Consider the following 22,620-nt stretch of genomic DNA (forward strand, 5'->3'; position numbering starts at 1 on the left):
AATCTGCGATGCTAATCTGTCGCATAATGTCGGCAACGGAGGCAGTCATGGCAAAAACGAATTTCCAGTACGAGAAGCGGCAACGCGAGTTGGAAAAGAAGCGCAAGGCCGAGGAAAAGGCCCGGCGCAAGGAAGAGGCGAAGCACCGCCCGGCCGGCGAGCAGCAGGCCGACACGGCAGGATACGGGACGGAGGAAGACCAGGTCGAGGAAGACCAGGTCGAACCGGGCCAGGCCGGGGAAGGCCAGGCCGAGGAAGACGCGACGGTGCTCAGGCAGGGCTGAACCGCGCCGCGAGGAAAACACCACGGTGCTCAGGCAGGGCTGAACCGCGCTGCGAGGAAAACACCACGGTGCTCAGGCAGGGCTGAACCGCCCTGCCGTAGCGGACATCGGAAACCGGCCACCGCTGGCAAGGCAGGTTTGCCCGGATAGCGCTGGCGTTCCAATTTTGTATTTGGGCAACAAAATTGCCGTGCAAGCAGGCATTCTTGAGCCAGCGCAAGCGCGCGCCTGGCAGGGCGGCAAGAATGGCACGATGGCCCCGCAAGATCACCTTCCCCCCTCCGCACAGCGAGCCGCGCCGAATCCGGCGCTGGCCGCCCTCGACCTGATCGCCCGCCTCGTGGCGGCGCTGGAACACACGCCGCTGGTGGCCGTGTGCAGCATCGACCGCGAAGGCCGCGTCCGTTTCTGCAACCGGGCCTGCGCCGACTTGTCCGGCGTGGCGCCGGAAGCGGTCGTCGGCCAGCCCTTGAAGTGCTTGTTCTCGCGCGGCGACCGCGAAGCCGAGCACGACGCGCTGGTGGAGCAAGCCTGGCGGACCGGCCGGCATTCGCCGATCGGCGACTGGCACGTGCGCACCGCCAGCGGCCAGGAGCTGTGGCTGTATTCCACGCTGGTGCCGGTATACCACGAAGGCGAGCTGACGCAGGTGTTCTGCATGGACGTCGACATTTCGGCGCGCAAGCACGCCGAGCGCACGCTGTACCTGGCGGCCCAGGTCTTCGAGAACAGCCGCGATGCGATCCTGCTGATGGACCGCGACCGCCACGTCATCTCGATCAACCGCGCGTATTCGGAAATCACCGGTTACGGCAGCGGCGACATGCCGGGCAAGCCGCTGTCGGTCTACCGTTCCTGCATCGAGGATGAAACCTTCTTCCGCGCCGTCTGGGACCAGATCGAGGCCACCGATCACTGGCAGGGCGAGATCTGGTCGCGCCGCAAGGGCGGCGAACTGTTTCCCGCCTGGCTGGCGCTGACGGCGATCCGCGACAGCCACGACCAGGTCAGCAATTACATGGCGATCGTTTCCGACATTACCGAACGCAAGCGCTCGGAAGAACAGACGCGCCACCTGGCCGAACACGATTTCCTGACCGACCTGCCGAACCGCGTGCTGCTGCTGGACCGCCTGTCGCTGGCCCTGTCCGCCGCGCGCCGCAACGGCAGCATGCTGGCGATCCTGTTCCTGGACCTGGACCGCTTCAAGCGCATCAACGACACGCTGGGCCACCAGGTGGGCGACCAGCTGTTGCAGGAAGTGGCCGCGCGCCTGCTGAAATGCGTGCGCAAGGTCGATACCGTCAGCCGGCAGGGTGGCGACGAGTTCGTCATCATCCTGGCCGGCATCGGCGGCATCGACCACGCGGCGCACGTGGCGGACACGATCCGGCAGGCGATCTGCCAGCCCTATGCGATCGGCGCCCACGAATTGCACGTGTCCACGTCCATCGGCGTGTCCATCTTCCCCAGCGATGGCGATGATATCGACACCCTGGTGAAGAACGCCGACATCGCGATGTACCACGCCAAGCAGGGCGGCCGCAACAACTTCCAGTTCTTCAGCGCCGAGATGAACGAGCGCATCGTCGAACGCGCGTCCTTCGAGCAGGGCTTGCGCCGCGCGCTGGCCGAAGGGCAGTTCGAGCTGGCGTTCGAGCCGGAGCTGGACATCGCCACCGGCACCCTGGTGGCGCTGGAAGCGCTGATCCGCTGGCGCCACCCGGAGCTGGGCCTGTTGTTGCCGGAGCGCTTCCTCGGCGTTGCGGAAGAGGCCGGCCTGATGGTGCCGATCGGCGACTGGGTGCTGCGCGAGGCTTGCCGCCACGCGCGCCGCTGGCATGACGGCGGCCAGGCGGTGGCGGTGGCCGTCAACCTGTCGCTGACGCAGTTCATGCAGCGCGACCTGGTCGACCGCGTGCGTGCCGCGCTGGAAGCGGCCGGCCTGGAAGCGCGCTTCCTCGAGCTGGAGCTGACCGAGTCCATCATCATGAAGGGGGGCGGCGCCACTGCCGCCACGCTGCACGGGCTGCGCGCGCTGGGCGTGCGGCTGTCGCTGGACGACTTCGGCACCGGCTGGTCGCGCCTCGGGCAGCTGAAGGACTACCCGATCGACAAGCTGAAGATCGCGCAAGCCTTCCTGCGCGATGGCGGCGATGAAACGGTGATCCGCACCATCATCGCGATGGCGCGCAGCATGCGGATGACGGTGATCGCGGAAGGGGTGGAGACCCCGGGTCAGCTGGCTTTCCTGCGCGGCGAAGGGTGCGACCTGTACCAGGGCCGCCAGGCCGAAGCGGCGGTGCAGGACAGCGGCCTGGGTGGTGTTGCCAGTCTTGGCAGCCTGGCTGTCCAGGGCAGGGCGGATGCCTGGCAGTCGTAAGGCGCGTCAGAACAGCCGCATCCGCACCAGCACCTGCCCATGGTCGGACGCCTCGGGCCGCTCCAGCCGCAAATGGTCGTTGAAATAGCTGACGTCGACCACCTCGCCGATCGCGCGCGGCGAATGCCGGTTGAATTCCTCCGACACGAGCACGTGGTCGATCGTCGAGTAATGCCCTTCGTGGATGCTGGTATAGCCCACGTGGCGCAAGTGGTCCTGGCGCAGCTGGATCTGGTTGCTGTCGTACAGCCGGCCGCGGCGCTCCTCGGCCTGGGGCACCTTGCCGCCGTTGCCATCGATGCCGCGCGTGCCTCCGGTGCCCAGCACGATCGTGGTGGTGACGGCATCGGCCGTGTCGTTGAAGTCGCCGAGCACCACGCACGGCCGGCGCGTTTCGCGCATCATCTTCGACAGCAGCACGCGCAGCGCCACCGCCTCGGTGCCGCGCCAGACGAGCGAGCGCAGGCTGGCCATCGCGTAGTGCAGCGGGTCTTCGCCGCTGTCGCCACTGCGGTAATCGGGGCGGCGCGATTTCAGGTGCACCACCAGCACGTCCACGATGCGCTCGCCGGGCAGCACCACCTGCACATGCAGCGGCGCGCGGGCGAAACGGTCGGAGTCGGGGCTGCCGGAATCGCACGGCACATCGGCGGGAAAGCTGGCATAGATGGCGGGCGGGCCGGCGAAGGGCAGGCGCGATACGATGGCCACGCTCGGCGTCAGGCGGTGCGCCTGCGGATCCGGGTCGAAGCCGGCATGCAGCGCTTCGCCATACTTGCGGGTGCGGGACAGGACATCGCGCAATGCCGCCTGCGAAAAGATTTCCTGGAAGCCGATCACGTCCGCGTCGAGTTGATCGAGTTGCTGCGCGATCCAGTTCGCCTTGGCGTCGTAGCCTTCGGGAGTCAGGGGCTCGAGGTTGTCGTACAATTTCACGCCCGGCGGGGCGAGGTTGCAGACGTTGAAGGTCGCAAAGCGAATTTCTTCCTGCATAATGAGGAACTCCTTTTCAAACGATCGTAACACGGCATGGCCAAGAAAGAGCACATTTCAGAGACCCCGGCAACCGCGCTGCTCAGGCAGCACAAGGTGCCGTTCAGCGAACACCCTTACGAGTACGAAGAACATGGCGGCACCTCGGTGTCGTCGCGCGCACTGGGCGTCGACGAGCACCACGTGGTCAAGACCCTGGTGATGCAGGACGAAGCCGCCAAGCCATTGATTGTGCTGATGCACGGCGATCGCAAGGTGTCGACGAAAAATTTGGCGCGCAACATCGGCTGCAAGTCCGTCGAACCGTGCAAGCCGGAGGTCGCGCAGCGCCATTCGGGCTACATGGTGGGAGGTACTTCGCCGTTCGGCACGCGCAAGGCAATGCCGGTGTACGTCGAAGCATCCATCCTGCAACTGGAAACAATTTATATCAATGGCGGCCGGCGCGGTTTCCTGGTGGGCATCGCCCCCCGCACATTGACCGAGGTGCTGGGCGCGCGCCCGGTCACCTGCGCGCTGGCCGACTGATCGCCACGTGCTCCACCAACACTCCATAGGATAATTACAGGAAATGACTACCCTCCTGCTGGCGGTTGCCGCCTACCTGATCGGCTCGATCTCTTTCGCTGTCGTCGTGAGCAAGGTCTACGGCCTGTCCGACCCGCGCACCTACGGCTCCGGCAACCCGGGCGCCACCAATGTGCTGCGCAGCGGCAACAAGGGCGCCGCCATCTGGACCCTGGTCGGCGACGCCTTCAAGGGCTGGCTGGCGGTCTGGCTGGTGATCCGTTTCGCCGGCCAGCTCGGCGTCGGCGACGGCACCATCGCGCTGGTCGCCATCGCGGTCTTCCTCGGCCACCTGTGGCCGGTGTTCTTCCGCTTCGAGGGCGGCAAGGGCGTGGCGACGGCCGCCGGCGTGCTGCTGGCGCTGGATATCTGGCTTGGCCTGGCCACGCTCGCCACCTGGCTGATCATCGCCTACGCGTTCCGCTACTCGTCGCTGGCCGCGCTGATCGCCGCCGTGTTCGCGCCGCTGTACTACGGCCTGCTGTTCGGCGTGGAGCCGCAGCTGTTCGCGGTGGTGGCCATGTGCGGCCTGCTGATCTGGCGCCATGCGAAGAACATCGGCAACCTGATGGCCGGCAAGGAAAGCCGCATCGGCAGCAAGAGCAAGGGCGCCACCGCGGGTGCCAAGAAGAAGTAACTTGTAAAAGCGGCTTGCAATCCCGGCAACGGCCCTCATCATCCGGCGATCGGCCGCCGCCGGCGGCCCCGCATCCATGAAGGCCGCCATGTCCACACCCGCCATCTCCACGACCTCCACACCTGGCACACCCGCTCCGCTCCGTATCGATTTCGTTTCCGACGTGTCCTGCCCCTGGTGCGCGGTCGGGCTGAAGTCGCTGGAAACGGCGCTGGCCCGCATTCCCGAAGCGGCCGTCGAATTCCACTTCCAGCCCTTTGAACTCAACCCGGACATGGGCAAGGAAGGGCAGGACATCACCGAGCACATCGCCGAAAAATACGGCAGCACGCCGGAGCAGCAGGAACAGTCGCGCGAAATGATCCGCCAGCGCGGCGCGGCGGTCGGCTTCACGTTCGCGATGGACAAGCGCAGCCGCATCTACAACACCTTCGACGCCCACCGGCTGCTGCACTGGGCCGAGGAAGCGGGGCGCCAGAAGGAACTCAAGCACGCCCTGCTCGAAGCCTACTTCACGAACGGCGAAGACCCCAGCTCCCACGAGGTGCTGCTGGGCGCGGCAGAGCGGGTGGGGCTGGACCGAGCCGCCGCCCGGCAAGTGCTGGAATCCGGCCAGTTCGCCGACGAGGTGCGCATGCTCGAACAATACTGGCAGCAGGCCGGCGTGCGTTCGGTGCCGGCCGTCGTCATCAACCAGCGCCACCTCATTTCCGGCGGCCAGCCGCCCGAGGTGTTCGAAGGTGCGCTGCGGCAAATCCTGGCAGGCAAGTGATCCGCATGCCGGTGTGACCGCACCGGGTCTTTTGAGCTACACTGCCGCGGCACGAAATGTTGTTCATCCCGCCATCCACAGTGGGGAAGCGTGCGCGCAGCGAGCACCGTATCATCGGACCACAGACATCAGGAGAACAGCCATGCCGAAAGCCATCTGGAACGGCGCCGTCATCGCCGAGGCCACCGCCGACGAGGTGGAGATCGTCGAGCAGAACGTGTATTTCCCGCCCGAGCGCGTCAGGCGCGAATACCTGAAGGACAGCAGCCACACCACGCTGTGCCCCTGGAAGGGCGTGGCCAGCTACTATGACGTGGAAGTGGATGGCCAGTTGAACCGCAACGCCGCCTGGTACTACCCGGCCGCGAAGGACGCGGCCAAGGCCATCGAGGGCCGCATCGCGTTCTGGCACGGGGTCGAGGTCAGCCGCTGAGTGGATAACGTCACCCACACCTTCGTCGGGCTCGGCATCGGCGAACTGGTGCAACGCTCGCTGCCTGCCGAGCCCGACGAGGCGCGGCAGCGCACCCGCCACCGTCTGCTGCTGACAGCGTGCGCGGTGGCCAGCAATTTCCCCGACCTGGACCTGGTGCTGACCGACCTGCTGCCGGCACCGCTGGGCTACCTGCTGCACCACCGCGGCCATACCCATACCCTGCTGTACGCGATACCCCAGGCGCTGCTGCTGCTCGCCGCCTTGTGGCTGCTGTGGCCGAACGCGCGGCGCCTGCTCCGGCACAGCGGCCAGGCGCGGCTGGGGCTCGGGCTGGCCATCGGGCTCGGCTTCCTGCTGCACATGTCGATGGATTTCCTGAATTCTTACGGCATCCATCCACTGGCGCCGTTCGATCCGCGCTGGTTCTACGGCGACCTGGTGTTCATCGTCGAACCGGTGTTCTGGGTGGCCTTCGGCGTGCCGCTGGCGCTGGCCATCCCGCGGCGCTTCCTGCGCGGCGTGGCGCTGGCCGGGCTGGCGGCATTCCTGGGCTACGTCACCTGGCGCGGCTACCTGGATCCGGTCGCGCTGGCCGGCCTGCTGCTGATGGGCGGCTTCATCGCGGCGCTGCGCATCACGCGCATGCAGAGCCGGCGTGCGCTGGCCCTGTCGGCGCTGGTGTCGGTGGCCTTCATTGCCGTGCAGGGCGGCACCTCGTCGGTGGGGCGGGCCCGCGTGGAAGCGGCGCTGCAACGGGCCGATCCGGCATCGCGCGTGCTCGACGTGGCGATGACGGCCTTCCCGGCCCAGCCGCTATGCTGGTCCTTCGTGAGCATCGAGGAAAATGCCGGGCAGGGCAGCTACCGCATCCGCCGCGGCCTGCTCAACCTGGCGCCGGACGTGCTTGCGCATTGCCCGGCCGCGTTGGCCGATCCGGCCGCTCGCGACACGGAATCGGCCGGGGTGAGCTTTGCTTCCGCCTGGCAGGGCAGCCTGGCCACGCTGCGCACGCTGGCAAGGAACGATTGCCACGTGAACGCCTGGCTGCGCTTTGCGCGCATGCCGGCGGTGGATGCGGAAGTGGCCAGCGACCTGCGCTTCTCGGCCACGCCGCGCGGCAATTTCACGACGATGGACCTTGCCCAGGCCAGCCGCGAACCGTGCGGCAACGTGCCGCGCTGGGCGTATCCGCGCGCCGACCTGCTGGGGGCTGCGCTACATTGAGCCACCCCGCGACCATCCAGGCCCACCGCGTGAGTTCCCCATGAACACCCCCATGAACGAGCGTCCCACCAAGGCCCCGGCGCCGCCCGAGCTCTCGGCCGATCCGCACCAGCATTTCGGCAAGCCGGAGGGCGGCTGGCGCGAAGAGTTGTACGAGATCATCTTCGAGTCGCATACGCGCACGGGCCAGATCTTCGACCTCGTGCTGATCGGTGCGATCGTGCTGTCCGTCGTCACCGTGGTGCTGACGTCGATCGCGCCGGTGGCGCGCGCGTACGGGCCATGGCTGCTGGCGGCCGAATGGCTGTTCACGCTGCTGTTCACGGTCGAGTACATCGGCCGGCTGCTGTGCGTGAAGCGGCCGGACCGCTATGCGCGCAGCTTTTTCGGCATCATCGACCTGATGTCGGTGGTGCCCAGCTATGTATCGCTGTTCGTGCCCGGTTCGCATGTGCTGCTGGACGTGCGGATCCTGCGGCTGCTGCGCATCTTCCGGATCTTGAAGCTTACGCTGTATATCCAGGAATACGGCATGCTGGGCAATGCCCTGCTGGCCAGCCGGCGCAAGATCCTGATTTTTCTCTCCGTCGTGTTCATGATCGTGTTCCTGCTGGGCACGGTGATGTACGTGGTCGAGGGACCGCGGCACGGCTTCACCAGTATTCCCACGGCGGTTTATTGGGCCATCTCGACCGTGACGACGGTCGGCTTCGGCGACCTGGTGCCGAAGACGGATCTGGGCCGCGCCATCGCCTCGTGCATGATGCTGCTGGGCTGGGGCATCCTGGCGGTACCGACCGGCATCATCAGTTCCGAAATCACGCACCAGCGCGGCTTGCGCCCCGTTTCGGCGCGCGTCTGCACGCGCTGCCTGGCTTCCGGCCACGAGGCCGACGCGAGTTTCTGCAAGAGCTGCGGCGAGGCGCTGCCGCAAGAACCGCGCTGACCCTCGCAAGGTGCCGGGCGGCACGCCCGGCCATTGTCAATCCAACCACGACCGTTTCAAATTCGTGGCCATGGCACGCCATTTGCTGCTACATTGTCTCGTCTAGACATATTTCGCCAGGAGCGCACCATGAACGAATCAGTTTCGACCGCCGCGAAGTCGGCTCCACGCGAGCAGGCCAAGCCGCCGCGCACCGAGCGCATGGAAGAGTTACGCAAGAAACAGGTGAAGACCGGCGCTGTGGCGGCCGGCGGCCTGCTGGCCCTGGTGGGGCTGGCGGCAATGCTGCTGGGCGCCTGAACGACGCCAGCGGTCAGATAACCTTCAATTCATCCAGCGGCCATCGCGGCCGCACATTGAACGCATATTCCCGCTTCGCCGCGCCCGGATTGATCGACAGCCGCATCGCGCCGGCAAAGGCGATCATCGCGCCGTTATCGGTGCAGAACTCCAGTTCGGGGTAGTACACACGGAAGCGTTTCCTGGCTGCCGCCGCGTTCAGCGCGGCGCGCAGCTGGCTGTTCGCGCCCACGCCGCCGGCGATCACGAGCCGCTTCAGGCTCGTCTGCTTCAGCGCGGCCACGCACTTCGCCACCAGCACGTCGACGATCGCATCGACGAAGCCGCGCGCGATATTGGCCTTGTCCTGCTCGCAGACATTGGCGGCGCCGGCATTCTTCACGACCGTCAGCACGGCCGTCTTCAGCCCTGAAAAACTGAAGTTCAGGTCCTTCGAGTGCAACATCGGCCGGGGCAGCTTGTATGCGGCCGGATCGCCGAACTCGGCCAGGCGCGAAATGGCCGGCCCGCCCGGGTAGCCCAGCCCCAGCAGCTTGGCCGACTTGTCGAACGCCTCGCCGGCGGCATCGTCCAGCGTCTCGCCCAGCAGTTCGTACTGGCCCACGCCATCGACCCGCATCAGCTGCGTGTGGCCGCCCGACACCAGCAGCGCCACGAACGGAAACTCGGGCGGATCGGACGCCAGCAGCGGCGACAGCAGGTGGCCTTCCAGGTGGTGGATGCCGAGCACCGGCTTGTCCAGCGCCAGGCCCAGGCTGCACGCGATCGACGAACCGACCAGCAGCGCGCCGGCCAGGCCGGGGCCCTGGGTAAAGGCGATGGCATCGATATCGGCCGCGGCGATGTGCGCCCCTTCGAGCGTTTGCTGCAGCAGCGGGATAGCCCGGCGGATATGGTCGCGCGAAGCCAGTTCCGGCACCACGCCGCCATATTCCTCGTGCATGGCCACCTGCGAATGCAGCGCATGCGAAAGCAGGCCGCGGCCGGTGTCATACAGGGCCAGGCCGGTTTCATCACAGGAGGATTCGACGCCGAGAACGATCATGGTAGGGGCTAACAATGAGGACTGAAGATGACGGGCAATCCGCCATTGTATCGGAAAGCCGCGGCCACTTCAGCCAAGGCATCCCCAAGGCTGAGCCCGTGTCATGGTGGCATCGCAGGGATTTCAAGGAGCACCGCTCCTTGCCCGCGTTGCGGTGACGCCTTGCAAGGCGTCACTCCTTCCTGACACCATGACACGGGCTCAGCCATTGCAGGCCAGGAGGAGGGCGATCGCGGGGCGCGGGCGCACCGCGGCAGTGCGGTGGCGGGCCATGGCGGGGAGCTTTGCCGCCATGGTGATGGCATCGCTCTTGCTACTTCTACAGCGTTGCGGCGACCCGCCGTGGAAGGAGAGGCAATGCCCGAACACTGGAAACTGGTTTGCAAGGTCAAGGATATCGCGCCGGGAAGTGCGCACCACGTGCCGCGCGGCCTGGCATGGCAGGAGTTGCCGGGCGTGGCGGTGTTCCGCACGGCCGACGATCGCATCTATGCGCTGCTCGACAGTTGCCCGCACAAGGGCGCCCCGCTGTCACAGGGCATGGTGCTGGGCGAGCATGTGGCATGCCCGCAGCATCACTGGAATATCGCACTGGAGACGGGCTGCGCGGTGGCACCCGAGCAGGGTTGCACGCGGCGCTACAGCGTCAAGGTGGAGGACGGCAAGATCTACCTGGATTTGCTGGAGCTGAACGCGCCGGCCAGCCGCGCGGAAGCGGCGCTGGCCGGCACGTATGGCGTGGCGCCATTGGCCAGCACCTATCCATAGAAGAAGCGCGGCCGGCGTGCTTACGGCCGGCGGCGCAGTTCCGCGTCGGCCGACTTCAGCATCTGCACCGTGGTTTCCCAGTCGATGCAGGCGTCCGTCACCGAGCAGCCATACTTCAGTTCGGACAAATCGGCAGGGATCTTCTGGTTGCCGGCGCAGATGTTCGATTCGATCATCACGCCCACCAGCGAACGGTTGCCGTGCACGATCTGGTTGGTCACGTCCGTCATCACCAGCGGCTGCAGTTCCGGCTTCTTGTAGCTGTTCGCGTGCGAGCAGTCGACCACGATATTGGCCGGCAGCTTGGCTTTCGCCAGCGCCTGCTCGGCGATCGTGACCGACACGGAATCGTAGTTCGGGCGGCCATCGCCGCCGCGCAGCACCACGTGGCCGTAGGCATTGCCGCGCGTGCGCACGACGGAAACGCTGCCTTCGCCATTGATGCCCAGGAAAGCGTGCGGGTTGGCGGCGGACAGGATCGCGTTGATGGCGATGCTGATGTCGCCATCGGTGCCGTTCTTGAAGCCGACCGGCGTCGACAGGCCCGACGACATCTCGCGGTGCGTCTGCGATTCGGTGGTGCGCGCGCCGATCGCGGTCCAGGCGATCAGGTCGCCCAGGTATTGCGGCGAGATGGGATCGAGCGCCTCAGTCGCGGTGGGCAGGCCCAGCTCGCACACGTCGAGCAGGAACTGGCGCGCCTTTTCCATGCCGATATCCACGCGGAACGAATCATCCATGAACGGGTCGTTGATGTAGCCCTTCCAGCCGGTGGTGGTGCGCGGCTTCTCGAAATACACGCGCATCACCAGCAGCATCGTGTCCTTGACCTCTTCCTGCAGCGCCTTCAGGCGGCGGGCATAGTCCAGGCCGGCCACCGGATCGTGGATCGAGCAGGGCCCGACCACCACGAACAGGCGCCTGTCCTTGCGGTCGAGGATGTTGCGCAGGTCTTCGCGGCCCCTGGTGACGGTGGCGAATGCCGTGTCCGTCATGGGCAGCTTCGCGTGCAGTTCGGCCGGCGTGGGCATGGACGCGAACGAGGTAACATTGATGTTTTCGAGGTCGAGGGCAGTCATGGCTTCAGTTCTATGGCTTGTTTCTGTGCTTGGGGACGATGTATCGGGCTGTTCCTGGAGGCTTCGTGGCCATGGCTCGCGACTATGCTTCGGTAATGCACTGTCGGCTTCAGGTTTTCTTATGGGTAGTCGATTAGTGTAGCCGAAATGCGGTAAGCTGTTTCCATGAGTATCGAAAACACATCTTCTTCCACTTTGCCATCCACCTCGCCGGCCTCATCGGCGTCCACATCGGTATCCACCCTGGCGTCCACATCGGCACCCGCGGCGGACCGTTTCATTGCCGCGCCATTCATCAAGGAAATCGGCCGCGGCGTGAAGGGTGCGCGTAGCATGAGCCGTGCCGATGCCTTTACGCTCTATGACGCCATGCTGCATGGCCGCGTGTCCGACCTGGAGCTGGGCGGCATCCTGCTGGCCATGCGCATCAAGGGCGAATCCGTGGACGAGCTGGCCGGCTTCCTGGATGCCGCCGAAGCGTCGTTCACGCCGCTGCAGGCGCCCGCCGGTCCGTATGCGCCGGTGCTGATTCCCACCTACAACGGTGCGCGCAAGATGGCCAACCTGACAGCGCTGCTGGCGCTGCTGCTGGCGCGCGAAGGCGTGCCGGTGCTGGTGCACGGCGTCGCGCATAACGTGGGCCGCATCGCCACCGCCGAGGTGCTGGCCGAGCTGGGCATCGCCGCCGCCACCACGGTCGCGGAAGCGGAACGCGCGCTGGCCGAAGGCCACGTCAGCTTCATCACGATCGACACGCTGGCGCCCAGGCTGGCCCATCAGCTGGAACTGCGGCGCATCCTCGGCGTGCGCAATTCCACGCACACGATCGTCAAGATCCTGCAGCCGTTCGCCGCTCCGGCGCTGCGGCTGGTGTCGTACACGCATCCGGAATACCTGGAAACGCTGGGCGAGTACTTCACCACGGCCGCTCCGCATGCCCGCGGCGACGCATTCCTCATGCGCGGCACCGAAGGGGAAACGGTGGCGAACGCCAACAAGGCGCAAAAGATCGACTGGTTCCACGATGGCGAGCGCACCGTGCTCGTCGAGCGGCAAATGATCGCCGACACCGAGCCCGCGCTGCCTGAAGACAAGAGCGCCGCCGCCACCGCCGCCTGGATCCAGGCCGTGCTGCGCGGCGAGGTCCCGGTGCCCGATCCGATCGCCCAGCAGGTGGGCCACATCGTCACCGTCGCCCGCGAAGTGCGTGCCCGTCACGGCTGAGGCAATAGCCCAGCCTTCCCCCATTGCGGTAGAATGCCCGGTTTGACTGGCGGGACGGGCGTGATGGCGGAACAGTTTGACGTGGTGGTAATCGGTGCGGGCGCGGCCGGAATGATGTGCGCGGCGGCGGCGGGGCAGCGCGGCAAGCGCGTCGTGCTGGTCGACCATGCCGAGAAGCTGGCCGAGAAGATCCGCATTTCCGGCGGCGGGCGCTGCAATTTTACCAATATCAGTGCGGGGCCGGCCCATTTCCTGTCCGAGAACCCGCACTTCGCCAAGAGTGCGCTGTCGCGCTATACGCCGCAGGATTTCCTCGCGCTGGTGAAGAAATACCGCATCGCTTACCACGAGAAGCACAGGGGCCAGCTGTTCTGCGACGACTCGGCCGAGCAAATCATCGACATGCTGAAAGCCGAGTGCAACGCCGGCAACGTGCGCTGGCGCATGCCCGCCACGGTGCAGGGCGTGGAACAGCAAGGCGAGCGTTTCCTGGTGCAGACCAGTGCCGGCCTGATCGATGCGGGTGCCGTGGTGATCGCCACCGGCGGCCTGTCGATCCCGAAGATCGGCGCCACCGATTTCGGCTACCGCATCGCCAGCCAGTTCGGGCTGGCGATCGTCGAGCCCCGCCCGGCGCTGGTGCCGCTCACCTTCGATGCCCAGCAGTGGCAGCCGTTCGTGCCGCTGGCCGGGGTGTCGCTGGAAGTCGACGTGGAGACCGGTACGCTGAAGGGCCGCAAGGCCACGGGGGCACGTTTCCGCGAAGACCTGCTGTTCACGCACCGCGGCCTGTCCGGCCCGGCGATCCTGCAGATTTCCAGTTTCTGGCAACCCGGCACGCCGATCACGATCAACCTGTTGCCGGAACTCGACGTGGCCGCCACGCTGCTGGAAGGGAAGGGTACGATCAAGAAGCACCTGGGCAACGTGCTGGCGCAATGGCTGCCGGCGCGCCTGGCCGAAGGCTTGCTGCAGGCCCATGGCTTCCAGGCCGATGCGCGCCTGGCCGACATGCAGGACGCCCAACTGCGCCGCCTCGGCCAGGCCGTCAACGCCTGGACCATTACGCCGAACGGCTCCGAGGGCTACCGCAAGGCCGAGGTGACACGGGGCGGTGTCGACACGAAAGAGCTGTCGCAGCAGACCATGATGGCCAACCGCGTGCCCGGCCTGTATTTCATCGGCGAATCCGTCGACGTCACGGGGTGGCTGGGAGGCTACAACTTCCAGTGGGCCTGGGCCTCGGGGATGGCCGCCGGGCTGGCAGTCTGATATGATGCCGGACCCGCCAACGCTGTCACGGTGCGGGTTCTGTTGTGTTCGGATGTGTATTGGCAAGCATGAGAGTAGGCACGGGGGGAGGCACGAAGCCTCTTGTCTGTCTGGACAAAAGCTGATAATATCGCCGTCTTCCTAAAAACCCTCTAACGGTTTGAATTTTACATGACCACTATCCGCCTTAAAGAAAACGAGCCGTTCGAAGTTGCCATGCGCCGCTTCAAGCGCACCATCGAAAAAACCGGTCTGCTGACCGAACTGCGCGCACGCGAGTTCTACGAAAAGCCGACCGCAGAGCGCAAGCGCAAGCTGGCCGCTGCCGTGAAGCGTCACTACAAGCGCATCCGCAGCCAGCAACTGCCGAAGAAGCTGTACTAATTCTCGCCTTCGCAGACCGGGCCGTCGACGGCGCTTTTCGCCTCCGGTCCGCTTGCGTAGCGATCACCCGCTCCGGCATCGTCCGCAGCGGGTTTTCGTTTTTACCGCACTGTTTTTACCAGTGACATTTGCCCGAGGACACCCATGAGCCTGAAAGCCCAGATTTCCGATGACATGAAAGCCGCGATGCGCGCCAAGGAGGCCGGCAAGCTGGCCACGATCCGCCTGATCCTGGCGGACATCAAGCGCAAGGAAGTGGATGAGCAGATCGAACTGAACGATACCCAGGTGCTGGCCGTCGTGGAAAAGATGATCAAGCAGCGCAAGGATTCGATCACGCAGTTCGAAGCCGGCGGCCGCGCCGACCTGGCCGACATCGAGAAGGCCGAGCTGGCCGTGCTGGCCGCCTACATGCCCGCCGGCCTGTCGGACGAGGAAGTGGCCGCCGAAGTGAAGGCCGCCGTGGCCGAATCCGGTGCCGCCGGCCCGCAGGACATGGGCAAGGTGATGGCCATCCTGAAGCCGAAGCTGGCTGGCCGTGCCGACATGACCGCCGTGTCCGGTCTCGTCAAGAAAGCGCTGACGGGCGCCTGAACCCGCCGCTTTTTGCTGGCATCTTGCAGACGTCATGTGCCGTTGAGCTGGATCAAGTTCCAGCCAGGCACGGCGTTATAGCCTGATCTGTAACAATATGGAAGAACCGCGGTTGCCACAGTGATTCCACAATCCTTCATTTCCGACTTGCTGAACCGCGTCGACATCGTCGACGTGGTCGGGCGCTATGTGCAACTGAAAAAGGCCGGCGCCAATTTCCAGGGCCTGTGCCCGTTCCACAACGAAAAATCGCCCAGCTTCACCGTCAGCCCCACCAAGCAGTTCTACCACTGCTTCGGCTGCCAGGCGCACGGCACCGCGATCGGCTTCCTGATCGAATATTCCGGCCTGGGCTTCGTCGATGCCGTCAAGGACTTGGCGCAAAACGTGGGCATGACGGTACCGGAAGCGGACGACAAGATCCCGCCGGCCCAGCGCGCGCAGATGCAGGCGCAGAGCCTGGCGCTGTCCGAGGCGATGACGCTGGCCGCCGATTTCTATAAAGGCGCGCTACGCAAGGCGCCGAATGCGATCGGCTACCTGAAGGGCCGCGGCCTGACGGGCGAGATCGCGGCCCGCTTCGCGCTCGGCTATGCCCCGGAAGGCTGGGACAACCTGCGCGCCGTGTTCCCCCAATACGATGCGCCGGTGCTGGCCGAAGCCGGCCTCGTCATCGACAAGGTCGACGAGGAAGGCCGCCACATCAAGCGCTACGACCGTTTCCGCGAACGCGTGATGTTCCCGATCCGCAATACCAAGGGGCAGGTGATCGCCTTTGGCGGCCGGATCATGGAACAGGGCGAGCCAAAGTACTTGAATTCCCCCGAAACGCCTTTATTTTCAAAGGGTTCGGAACTGTACGGCTTGTTCGAGGCACGCCAGGCGATCCGCGATGCGGGGTATGTGCTGGTGACCGAAGGCTATATGGACGTGGTGGCGCTGGCCCAGATGGGCTTTCCGCAGGCGGTCGCCACGCTGGGCACCGCGTGCACGCCGATCCATGTGCAAAAGCTGCTGCGGCAGACGGATAACGTGGTGTTCAGCTTCGATGGCGACCGGGCCGGCCGCAAGGCGGCGCGGCGCGCGCTGGAAGCCTGCCTGCCCTACGCGGCGGACGACAAGACCATCAAGTTCCTGTTCCTGCCCTCGGAACACGACCCGGACAGCTATATCCGCGAGTTCGGCGCCGAAGGCTTCGAGCAGCAGGTGCAGGAAGCCATGCCGCTGTCGCAGTTCCTGTTGCGCGAAGCGGCGGGCGAGCATGACCTGGGCGAACCGGAAGGCCGCGCCCGCGCGCAATTCGATGCCAAGCCGATGCTGCAGGCCATGGCGCCGTCGGCCCTGCGCCTGCAGATCGTGCGGGGCCTGGCATCGATGACGCAGAGCACGCCTGGCGAAATCGAGGCGTTGTTCGAGCTGAGCAAGCCGGTGGCGGCCAGCCGGCGGGCGCCGCCGAAGTCGAAGCGCCAGGAGCCGGTGGGGCTGGAATTGAAGATCATTCGCTGCCTCATCACGCACCCGTCGCTGTCGCTGCAGATCGACGAGTCTGCGATGGAAGCGTTCCGCCAGTTCGGCGCCGAACAGTGCGAATACCTGGTGCACCTAGTGCAAACGGCGCAGGCATTGGGCGACAGCGCCACCTTTGCCGCGCTGGCCCAGCAAATGAAGGAAGAGGGGCCGGAATACGATGCGCTCATCGGTGAAATCGCCGCCGCGGAAGAGCCCGATATCGAAGGCGAGCGGCTGTGGCTGAAAGCCACGATACGCCAGCTGAAGGAGCAAACGGTGAAAGCTGAACTTGATCAGATTCTGTCGTCAGGCAAGCTGACCGACGAGTTGCGGACCCGTTATCACGAATTAAAGGCGATGCAGGACATGTTATCGCGTGAAGAGCAATCGACGCTGAGTAACAGATAATCCCGAATCACCCGGGAGATGCGGTGCCAAGGCCGCACTCCTGGCATTGAAAAGGTGGCGTGCTATAATAAAACGCTAAGTATTTCAATACCTTGGCAAGGTACTTCAATTCAAAATTTGTGTTTGTTTTCAGTAAGTTGGGCTCATGGCCGGTGCAGGATGCATGGTAAATGCGGTGTGCTGGAGGCCGGGTCCGGACTTGGTTGAGACGGCGCGAGTTTCTTGTCGCCGCACAGGCAAAACAGCCTGGACCCTCACACCATTCGTGCCCCTAGCCCCCGCGCGCAGTCATACAGTAGAATTTCTGCCAAACATGGCCGTTCAATAACATCGAGCGGTTGCCGGCAGCTTCAGGACTGTCGCCGGGAATGAGCAAGGAAGTTTTGTAGCAGTGCCGGATGGGAGTCCCGCAGTGTGTCGCAGCGGTTGCTGCGTGGGCTCCGGTGATTACGGCATCGTCCTAACCCGTAAAGCAAGTCGTTGTGACATCGAAAGCGCCTGTGCCAGCAAAGAAACCTGAAACCAAAGCGGCTGAAAAGCCCAGCAAAGTGACCGCCAAGGCAGCGAAGACGGCCGACAAGTCCGAAATCAGCACGGAGGCGGGCGTGGAGTCGCGCGCGCCCGCGGCACCGCCAGGGGTCAGCCAGACCACCGATGCGGCCACCCTTGCCGCGATCGACACGTCCGGCTACGTGCTCCCGTCCGTGAAAGTACCGGGCCGGCGCGGTCGCAAGCCAAAGGAGTTCCAGCCCGAGAACGACGAAGTCGCCGCGCTGAACGCCGTCGAGCGCGCCGAACTGAAAGCCGTGGACAAGGCGAAAGCCAAGGACCGCAAGGCCAAGGAAAAGGCGCTGCTGAAGGATGCGTTCTCGTCGGATACGGAAGCCACCGAGGAAGAGCTCGAACGCCGCCGCCAGAAGCTGAAAACGCTGATCAAGTTCGGCAAGGAACGCGGCTTCCTCACGTACGCCGAGATCAACGATCACCTGCCGGACAATATCGTCGACCCGGAAGCGATCGAAGGCATCATCGGCACGTTCAACGACATGGGCATTGCCGTGTACGAACACGCGCCCGATGCCGAGACGCTGCTGCTGTCCGATAACGTTGCCACGGTGACCAGCGATGATGAAGCGGAAGCCGCGGCCGAGGCCGCGCTGTCCACCGTCGACTCCGACTTCGGCCGCACGACCGACCCGGTGCGCATGTACATGCGCGAGATGGGTTCCGTCGAACTGCTGACGCGCGAAGGCGAGATCGAGATCGCGAAACGCATCGAGGATGGCCTGAAGGACATGATCCAGGCGATTTCCGCCTGCCCGGTCACGATCGCCGAAATCATCGCTACCTCCGACCGCATCCGCCAGGACGAGATCAAGATCGACGAGATCGTCGACGGCCTCGTCGATGAAAACGAGGATGCGCCCGCGCCACCGGCACCGCCGGTCGCGGCCGACGACGAGGACGACGAGGAAGCGGAAGAAGAAGAGGAAGAAGAGGAAGAAGAAGAGGCCAGCGCTTCGGGCGCGGCGGCCGGCTACTCGGCCGAGCAGCTGGAAACGCTGAAGAACAATGCGCTGGCCAAGTTCGATGAAATCGCCAACCAGTTCGACAAGATGCGCAAGGCTTTCGAGAAGGAAGGCTACAGCTCGAAGTCGTACGTGAAGGCGCAGGATGCGATCTCGAACGAACTGCTGGGCATCCGCTTCACGGCCAAGGTGGTGGAAAAGCTGTGCGACACGCTGCGCGGCCAGGTCGACGAAGTGCGCCACATCGAGAAGCAGATCCTCGACGTGGCCGTGAACAAGTGCGGCATGCCGCGCGCCCACTTCATCAAGGTCTTCCCCGGCAATGAAACGAACCTGGAATGGGTCGACAGCGAAGTGGCCGCCGGCCACGCGTACAGCGCGATCCTGGGCCGTAACATTCCCACGATCAAGGAACTGCAGCAACGGCTGATCGACCTGCAAGCGCGCGTCGTGCTGCCGCTGCCGGACCTGCGCAACATCAACCGCCAGATGGCGGCCGGCGAAATGAAGGCGCGCAAGGCCAAGCGCGAAATGACGGAAGCGAACTTGCGCCTGGTAATCTCGATCGCCAAGAAGTACACGAACCGCGGCCTGCAATTCCTCGACCTGATCCAGGAAGGCAATATCGGCCTGATGAAGGCCGTGGACAAGTTCGAGTACCGCCGCGGTTATAAATTCTCCACGTATGCCACGTGGTGGATCCGCCAGGCCATCACGCGCTCGATCGCCGACCAGGCGCGCACGATCCGCATCCCGGTGCACATGATCGAAACGATCAACAAGATGAACCGGATCAGCCGCCAGATCTTGCAGGAAACCGGTGCCGAACCCGATCCGGCCACCCTGGCGATCAAGATGGAGATGCCGGAAGACAAGATCCGCAAGATCATGAAGATCGCCAAGGAACCGATCTCGATGGAAACGCCGATCGGCGACGACGACGATTCCCACCTGGGCGACTTCATCGAGGACAACAACACCCTCGCGCCATCGGATGCGGCCTTGCATGCTTCCATGCGCGGCGTGGTGAAGGATGTGCTCGATTCGCTGACGCCGCGTGAAGCGAAAGTGCTGCGCATGCGCTTCGGTATCGAAATGTCGACCGACCACACGCTGGAAGAAGTGGGCAAGCAGTTCGACGTGACGCGCGAACGCATCCGGCAGATCGAAGCCAAGGCGCTGCGCAAGCTGCGGCATCCATCGCGGTCGGACAAGCTGAAGAGCTTCCTCGAAGGGAACTGATTTTTTTGTCCCGTTTGATCGGTCACTGGTGACTTAACAAAGTCTTGACTGGAGCCGGTGCAGGCCCTATTCTGCCGAGTTCGTTTTGTAGATGTTTGCTCAACGAACCGTGTCAGGGCAGGCCGCATCGGCTCCGTCACATCGCGCCATGCATTCGTACGGCGCATCCGCACTACCTCAGGGCCTCTAGCTCATGCTTGGTTAGAGCAGCGGACTCATAATCCGTTGGTGCCCGGTTCGACTCCGGGGAGGCCTACCACCATTTCCTGCCGTGTCTCCCTTGCTATTGCCCTGGCACTACCGCAACCTGCTTCTTTCTTCTGCCGCAATCCCACGCGTCCCGAAGGTTCGTCATGCGATCAGGATTGTGTCCCGGAGCGAGGCTGATTTCCGCTTAGCGTTTTTGCCAGGCAGCGAAAGGAGATCCTTTCCTTGCCCCGCCATGGGCGATGGCTCAGTTCTCCCAACTGGTCCCGCCCCAGCTCCGATCTGTTAAGCTGCTATTTTGTTCAGAACTATTCGCCCAACCATGGGACAAACCGGTCAGCGCCGCGCCAACATCCTGAAAGCACTTACCGAACACGGGTCGGTACAAGTCAACGAACTCGTGAAGCAGTTGAACGTCTCGGCGGTGACCATCCGCAGCGATCTCAGCGCGCTCGAGGCGCAGGGCCTGGCGAGCCGCAGCCACGGCGGCGCCACACTGGCGCGCACGCCACCGACCGAACACACGGTGCCGCAGAAGGACGCCCTCAATCATGAGCAGAAGGAGCGCATCGGCGCCCTGGCTGCGCGCCTGGTGAAGCCGGGCGAGAACATCATCATCGATTCGGGCACCACCACCATCTCGCTGGCGCGCCACCTGCGCGAGGCCCACAACGTGACCGTGATGACGAATGGCCTGAACATCGCCTGGGAACTGGCCGACGCGCCCGGTGTCGACCTGATCCTCACCGGCGGCCTGCTGCGCAAGCAATCGCTGTCGATCCAGGGCCTGCAGGCCGAGGCTTGCCTGCAGGCCTACAGTTTCGACAAGCTGTTCCTCGGCGTCGACGGCTTCGACCTGCAGTTCGGCGTGACCACCCACCACGAGGCCGAAGCAAGCCTGAACCACAAGATGGTGGAGCGCGCCAGGAAGGTCATCGTGCTTGCCGATGCGTCGAAATTCGGCTGCGTCAGCCTGCATCGCATCGTCCAGCTGGATCGCGTGCACACCGTCATCACCGATGCCGGCATCAGCGCGCAATACCGCGATGGCTTGCTGGATGCCGGCATCGAGCTGCTGATTGCGGAGTAGGACGGCGCCGCGCGACCCGGTAACTCAATCCAGTTCAATAAAAACGCCTCGGCTTTGCGCGCCGGGTCGGCACGTCAATCACACCCGGCGTCGCCTGCCTTTCCCCAGGTACTAAGTCCGGTCGACAGGTCGAAGCCGAAGGTACACCAGTAGCCATCCTTGGCATAATGGCGGCAAAAAATGGTGTCCAGACGGCGTACCCGGATCTTTGGATTTCCCTCGCAGCGTTCTTCGCCACGCGACATTTCCCTTGGCGCAGGCCCGATCGCATCGAACAGATCCCTTGCCGCACGGCCCCTGATGCTGAAAGCGATCTTGGTATCGCCGGGAGTCGGTATGCGTGCCGCGGTTGCGCTGGGCTCGTCGCCATAGATGATGTACTGTCCCGAGAATGCTCCGTGCCTGTAATCCCAGCCCGCACGAGCGCTGCTGCCAATCGCGAGCACGCAGCACGACACGCCAATCGTCATCAGAGTCCGCGTCAGCATATCGATCCCGCGATACTCCTTCCCGTGACCAGGTCGAAGCCAAAAGTGCAGGAATAGCCGTTCTTTGCAGAGAACGTGCAGGCTACGTCGGCGCGTTGGCGCAGGCGTTGCTCATCGTCCGCGCCGCAAACGTTCTTGAGGTCGGGCCCCATCGAATCGAACATCTGCCTGGCAACCGGACCTTTGACGTTGTACTGGATATTCCTGCTGCGGTTTGTCGGTCGTATCGTATCGCCCAGACTGCCTCCATAGATCTGGTAGCTCCCCTTGAATGGACGGTATTCGAATGCCCAGGGTTGAGCGCCGAGAGCCAGCGCGGCGCTGCTGGTCAACAATGCACCAGCACAGAGAACTTTCCACATATGACCTCCCTTTTTCTCCGCATTGTCGGTTGGTAAGCCTTCTGCAATGTTGACCTTGAGCAATGTTTGGCCGCGGTGTTTTGTTGCCCGTGCCATGCATTGCCCAGCGGATGCCGGCAACACTGCCGGAAAGGGCAGGTTGCAGATGCTGGTGCTATCACATATACTCAGATCTGATACTTTAAAGGCTCATCCCATGAAGCCGAACTACAAGGCTCCGTTTGTGTCGTTTGTAAAGAAGCAGCACAAGCCCTTTCAGTTGGCGATCGAGGATGCAGTTGAAGACGTTTGCGCGCATCCTGATATCGGAGAAGCGAAGACCGGTGATCTACAGGGGATCCGTGTTCACAAGTTCAAATACCAGCGCCAGGAGTACCTGATGGCGTATCGCGCTCCCACGAGTGAAGCCTTGAAGCGAAAGGACGCCCGGCTGGAACTGTTGTTCATCGATTTCTACCAGCTGGGTACGCACGAGAATTTTTATGCGTCATTGAAGAAGTACCTGAAACGGGGGGTGTAATGAGCCAGATTACCGCGGAGACCGTTTATAAAAATTTTACAAAGCTTCCCGCTGGCGAGCGTGCAAAATTTTTTGCCTTGCTTGCCGAGCCCAGTTTGCTGCGCGAGGATTTTTCGCATGAGCAGGTATTCGGCCACCTTGCCGATGAAGAATTCACTGCGCAGGAAGCAGCCGAATATCTCGAAGTATCGATGTCCACATTCCGCCGGCATGTCAGTCATGGGCGCATCAAGCCATCGGGCGAAGTAGGGCGAAACCAGCTGTTTTCGGCCGGAGACCTGAAAGCTTTCAAAAGGTCCCTCCGGGAAGTGAAAAAGCGCCGCTCGTCAGTGGCTTGATGCGCTTGCAGGGATCCGG

The 22,620-nt window shown here is 64.0% G+C and carries 25 protein-coding genes and 1 tRNA gene; 20 read left to right on the forward strand and 6 right to left on the reverse strand.

What is annotated here, in order from left to right; genetic code table 11:
• The first annotated feature begins 47 nt into the window (after positions 1-47).
• Together EYF70_RS02680 and EYF70_RS02685 are read left to right on the forward strand one after the other, a co-directional pair.
• On the forward strand, positions 48-284 hold the full coding sequence (locus EYF70_RS02680; protein ID WP_131144017.1) for a hypothetical protein: 237 nt from the start codon (positions 48-50) through the stop codon (positions 282-284).
• A 253-nt stretch (positions 285-537) separates the two neighbouring features.
• The gene (locus tag EYF70_RS02685; protein WP_131144018.1) at positions 538-2,667 is read left to right on the forward strand and encodes a putative bifunctional diguanylate cyclase/phosphodiesterase; all 2,130 of its coding nucleotides are present in this window, start codon (positions 538-540) and stop codon (positions 2,665-2,667) included.
• Positions 2,668-2,673: 6 nt separating this feature from the next.
• Here the strand turns inward: EYF70_RS02685 and EYF70_RS02690 are convergent, their stop codons facing one another.
• Positions 2,674-3,660, reverse strand: coding sequence for an endonuclease/exonuclease/phosphatase family protein (locus tag EYF70_RS02690; RefSeq protein ID WP_131144019.1), 987 nt, complete (start codon positions 3,658-3,660; stop codon positions 2,674-2,676).
• Positions 3,661-3,696: 36 nt separating this feature from the next.
• Between EYF70_RS02690 and ybaK the strand changes: the two genes are divergently transcribed.
• The 7 genes from ybaK (at position 3,697) to EYF70_RS30975 (ending at position 8,542) form a co-directional block, all read left to right on the forward strand.
• Positions 3,697-4,188 (forward strand): Cys-tRNA(Pro) deacylase, encoded by a 492-nt coding sequence (gene ybaK, locus EYF70_RS02695; RefSeq protein ID WP_131144020.1) that lies wholly within the window; start codon positions 3,697-3,699, stop codon positions 4,186-4,188.
• 43 nt (positions 4,189-4,231) lie between these two features.
• Positions 4,232-4,864 (forward strand): glycerol-3-phosphate 1-O-acyltransferase PlsY, encoded by a 633-nt coding sequence (gene plsY, locus EYF70_RS02700; protein WP_131144021.1) that lies wholly within the window; start codon positions 4,232-4,234, stop codon positions 4,862-4,864.
• A gap of 88 nt (positions 4,865-4,952) precedes the next feature.
• Entirely contained in the window at positions 4,953-5,636 is a 684-nt protein-coding gene (locus tag EYF70_RS02705; protein ID WP_131144022.1) for a DsbA family oxidoreductase, read from the forward strand.
• A gap of 142 nt (positions 5,637-5,778) precedes the next feature.
• The gene (locus tag EYF70_RS02710) at positions 5,779-6,069 is read left to right on the forward strand and encodes a DUF427 domain-containing protein (protein ID WP_131144023.1); all 291 of its coding nucleotides are present in this window, start codon (positions 5,779-5,781) and stop codon (positions 6,067-6,069) included.
• A complete protein-coding gene (locus EYF70_RS02715; protein ID WP_131144024.1) occupies positions 6,070-7,296 on the forward strand; it encodes a metal-dependent hydrolase in 1,227 nt (408 codons plus the stop codon).
• A 40-nt stretch (positions 7,297-7,336) separates the two neighbouring features.
• Positions 7,337-8,242 (forward strand): ion transporter, encoded by a 906-nt coding sequence (locus EYF70_RS02720; protein ID WP_229420675.1) that lies wholly within the window; start codon positions 7,337-7,339, stop codon positions 8,240-8,242.
• 129 nt (positions 8,243-8,371) lie between these two features.
• Complete coding sequence (locus tag EYF70_RS30975) at positions 8,372-8,542, forward strand: hypothetical protein (RefSeq protein ID WP_165497559.1); 171 nt, start codon at positions 8,372-8,374, stop codon at positions 8,540-8,542.
• Between the two features lie 13 nt (positions 8,543-8,555).
• On the opposite strand, the gene tsaD is transcribed toward EYF70_RS30975, so the two are convergent.
• On the reverse strand, positions 8,556-9,587 hold the full coding sequence (gene tsaD / locus EYF70_RS02725; protein ID WP_131144025.1) for a tRNA (adenosine(37)-N6)-threonylcarbamoyltransferase complex transferase subunit TsaD: 1,032 nt from the start codon (positions 9,585-9,587) through the stop codon (positions 8,556-8,558).
• A 357-nt stretch (positions 9,588-9,944) separates the two neighbouring features.
• Between tsaD and nirD the strand changes: the two genes are divergently transcribed.
• A complete protein-coding gene (nirD, locus tag EYF70_RS02730; protein WP_131144026.1) occupies positions 9,945-10,355 on the forward strand; it encodes a nitrite reductase small subunit NirD in 411 nt (136 codons plus the stop codon).
• Between the two features lie 20 nt (positions 10,356-10,375).
• Here the strand turns inward: nirD and EYF70_RS02735 are convergent, their stop codons facing one another.
• Both EYF70_RS02735 and EYF70_RS31470 read right to left on the reverse strand, forming a co-directional pair.
• Positions 10,376-11,434 carry a 3-deoxy-7-phosphoheptulonate synthase gene (locus EYF70_RS02735; RefSeq protein WP_131144027.1) on the reverse strand — a complete coding sequence of 353 codons (1,059 nt, stop codon included), beginning with the start codon at positions 11,432-11,434 and terminating at the stop codon, positions 10,376-10,378.
• A 119-nt stretch (positions 11,435-11,553) separates the two neighbouring features.
• Positions 11,554-11,769 carry a hypothetical protein gene (locus EYF70_RS31470; RefSeq protein ID WP_229420983.1) on the reverse strand — a complete coding sequence of 72 codons (216 nt, stop codon included), beginning with the start codon at positions 11,767-11,769 and terminating at the stop codon, positions 11,554-11,556.
• On the opposite strand from EYF70_RS31470, the gene ybiB reads away from it, so the two are divergent.
• From ybiB to EYF70_RS02775, 8 genes are all read left to right on the forward strand, one after another.
• Complete coding sequence (gene ybiB, locus EYF70_RS02740) at positions 11,768-12,658, forward strand: DNA-binding protein YbiB (RefSeq protein ID WP_307722117.1); 891 nt, start codon at positions 11,768-11,770, stop codon at positions 12,656-12,658. The two genes, EYF70_RS31470 and ybiB, sit on opposite strands and share 2 nt — an antisense overlap.
• 63 nt (positions 12,659-12,721) lie before the next feature.
• Entirely contained in the window at positions 12,722-13,930 is a 1,209-nt protein-coding gene (locus EYF70_RS02745; protein WP_131144029.1) for a BaiN/RdsA family NAD(P)/FAD-dependent oxidoreductase, read from the forward strand.
• Positions 13,931-14,101: 171 nt separating this feature from the next.
• Complete coding sequence (rpsU, locus tag EYF70_RS02750) at positions 14,102-14,314, forward strand: 30S ribosomal protein S21 (RefSeq protein WP_005665410.1); 213 nt, start codon at positions 14,102-14,104, stop codon at positions 14,312-14,314.
• A 144-nt stretch (positions 14,315-14,458) separates the two neighbouring features.
• Positions 14,459-14,908, forward strand: a complete 450-nt coding sequence (locus tag EYF70_RS02755; RefSeq protein WP_131144030.1) for a GatB/YqeY domain-containing protein — start codon at positions 14,459-14,461, stop codon at positions 14,906-14,908.
• A gap of 120 nt (positions 14,909-15,028) precedes the next feature.
• Positions 15,029-16,825: a DNA primase gene (gene dnaG / locus EYF70_RS02760; RefSeq protein WP_131144031.1), complete on the forward strand. Its 1,797-nt coding sequence runs from the start codon at positions 15,029-15,031 to the stop codon at positions 16,823-16,825.
• Positions 16,826-17,373: 548 nt separating this feature from the next.
• Entirely contained in the window at positions 17,374-19,596 is a 2,223-nt protein-coding gene (gene rpoD, locus EYF70_RS02765; protein WP_371861701.1) for an RNA polymerase sigma factor RpoD, read from the forward strand.
• A 180-nt stretch (positions 19,597-19,776) separates the two neighbouring features.
• Positions 19,777-19,855, forward strand: a tRNA-Ile gene (locus EYF70_RS02770).
• Positions 19,856-20,125: 270 nt separating this feature from the next.
• Positions 20,126-20,893: a DeoR family transcriptional regulator gene (locus tag EYF70_RS02775; RefSeq protein WP_131144033.1), complete on the forward strand. Its 768-nt coding sequence runs from the start codon at positions 20,126-20,128 to the stop codon at positions 20,891-20,893.
• 74 nt (positions 20,894-20,967) lie between these two features.
• Here EYF70_RS02775 and EYF70_RS02780 read toward each other — a convergent pair whose 3' ends face one another.
• On the reverse strand, positions 20,968-21,381 hold the full coding sequence (locus EYF70_RS02780; RefSeq protein WP_165497560.1) for a hypothetical protein: 414 nt from the start codon (positions 21,379-21,381) through the stop codon (positions 20,968-20,970).
• On the reverse strand, positions 21,375-21,839 hold the full coding sequence (locus EYF70_RS02785; protein WP_131144035.1) for a hypothetical protein: 465 nt from the start codon (positions 21,837-21,839) through the stop codon (positions 21,375-21,377). The genes EYF70_RS02780 and EYF70_RS02785 overlap by 7 nt, the downstream gene beginning before the upstream one ends.
• A 100-nt stretch (positions 21,840-21,939) precedes the next feature.
• Here EYF70_RS02785 and EYF70_RS02790 point away from each other — a divergent pair, with 100 nt between their 5' ends.
• Both EYF70_RS02790 and EYF70_RS02795 read left to right on the forward strand, forming a co-directional pair.
• Positions 21,940-22,263: a type II toxin-antitoxin system RelE/ParE family toxin gene (locus EYF70_RS02790; RefSeq protein WP_131144036.1), complete on the forward strand. Its 324-nt coding sequence runs from the start codon at positions 21,940-21,942 to the stop codon at positions 22,261-22,263.
• On the forward strand, positions 22,263-22,601 hold the full coding sequence (locus EYF70_RS02795; RefSeq protein ID WP_131144037.1) for a helix-turn-helix domain-containing protein: 339 nt from the start codon (positions 22,263-22,265) through the stop codon (positions 22,599-22,601). Before EYF70_RS02790 ends, EYF70_RS02795 begins: the two co-directional genes overlap by 1 nt.
• Positions 22,602-22,620 lie beyond the last annotated feature (19 nt).

Source organism: Pseudoduganella albidiflava (assembly GCF_004322755.1).
GTDB lineage: Bacteria > Pseudomonadota > Gammaproteobacteria > Burkholderiales > Burkholderiaceae_D > Rugamonas > Rugamonas albidiflava.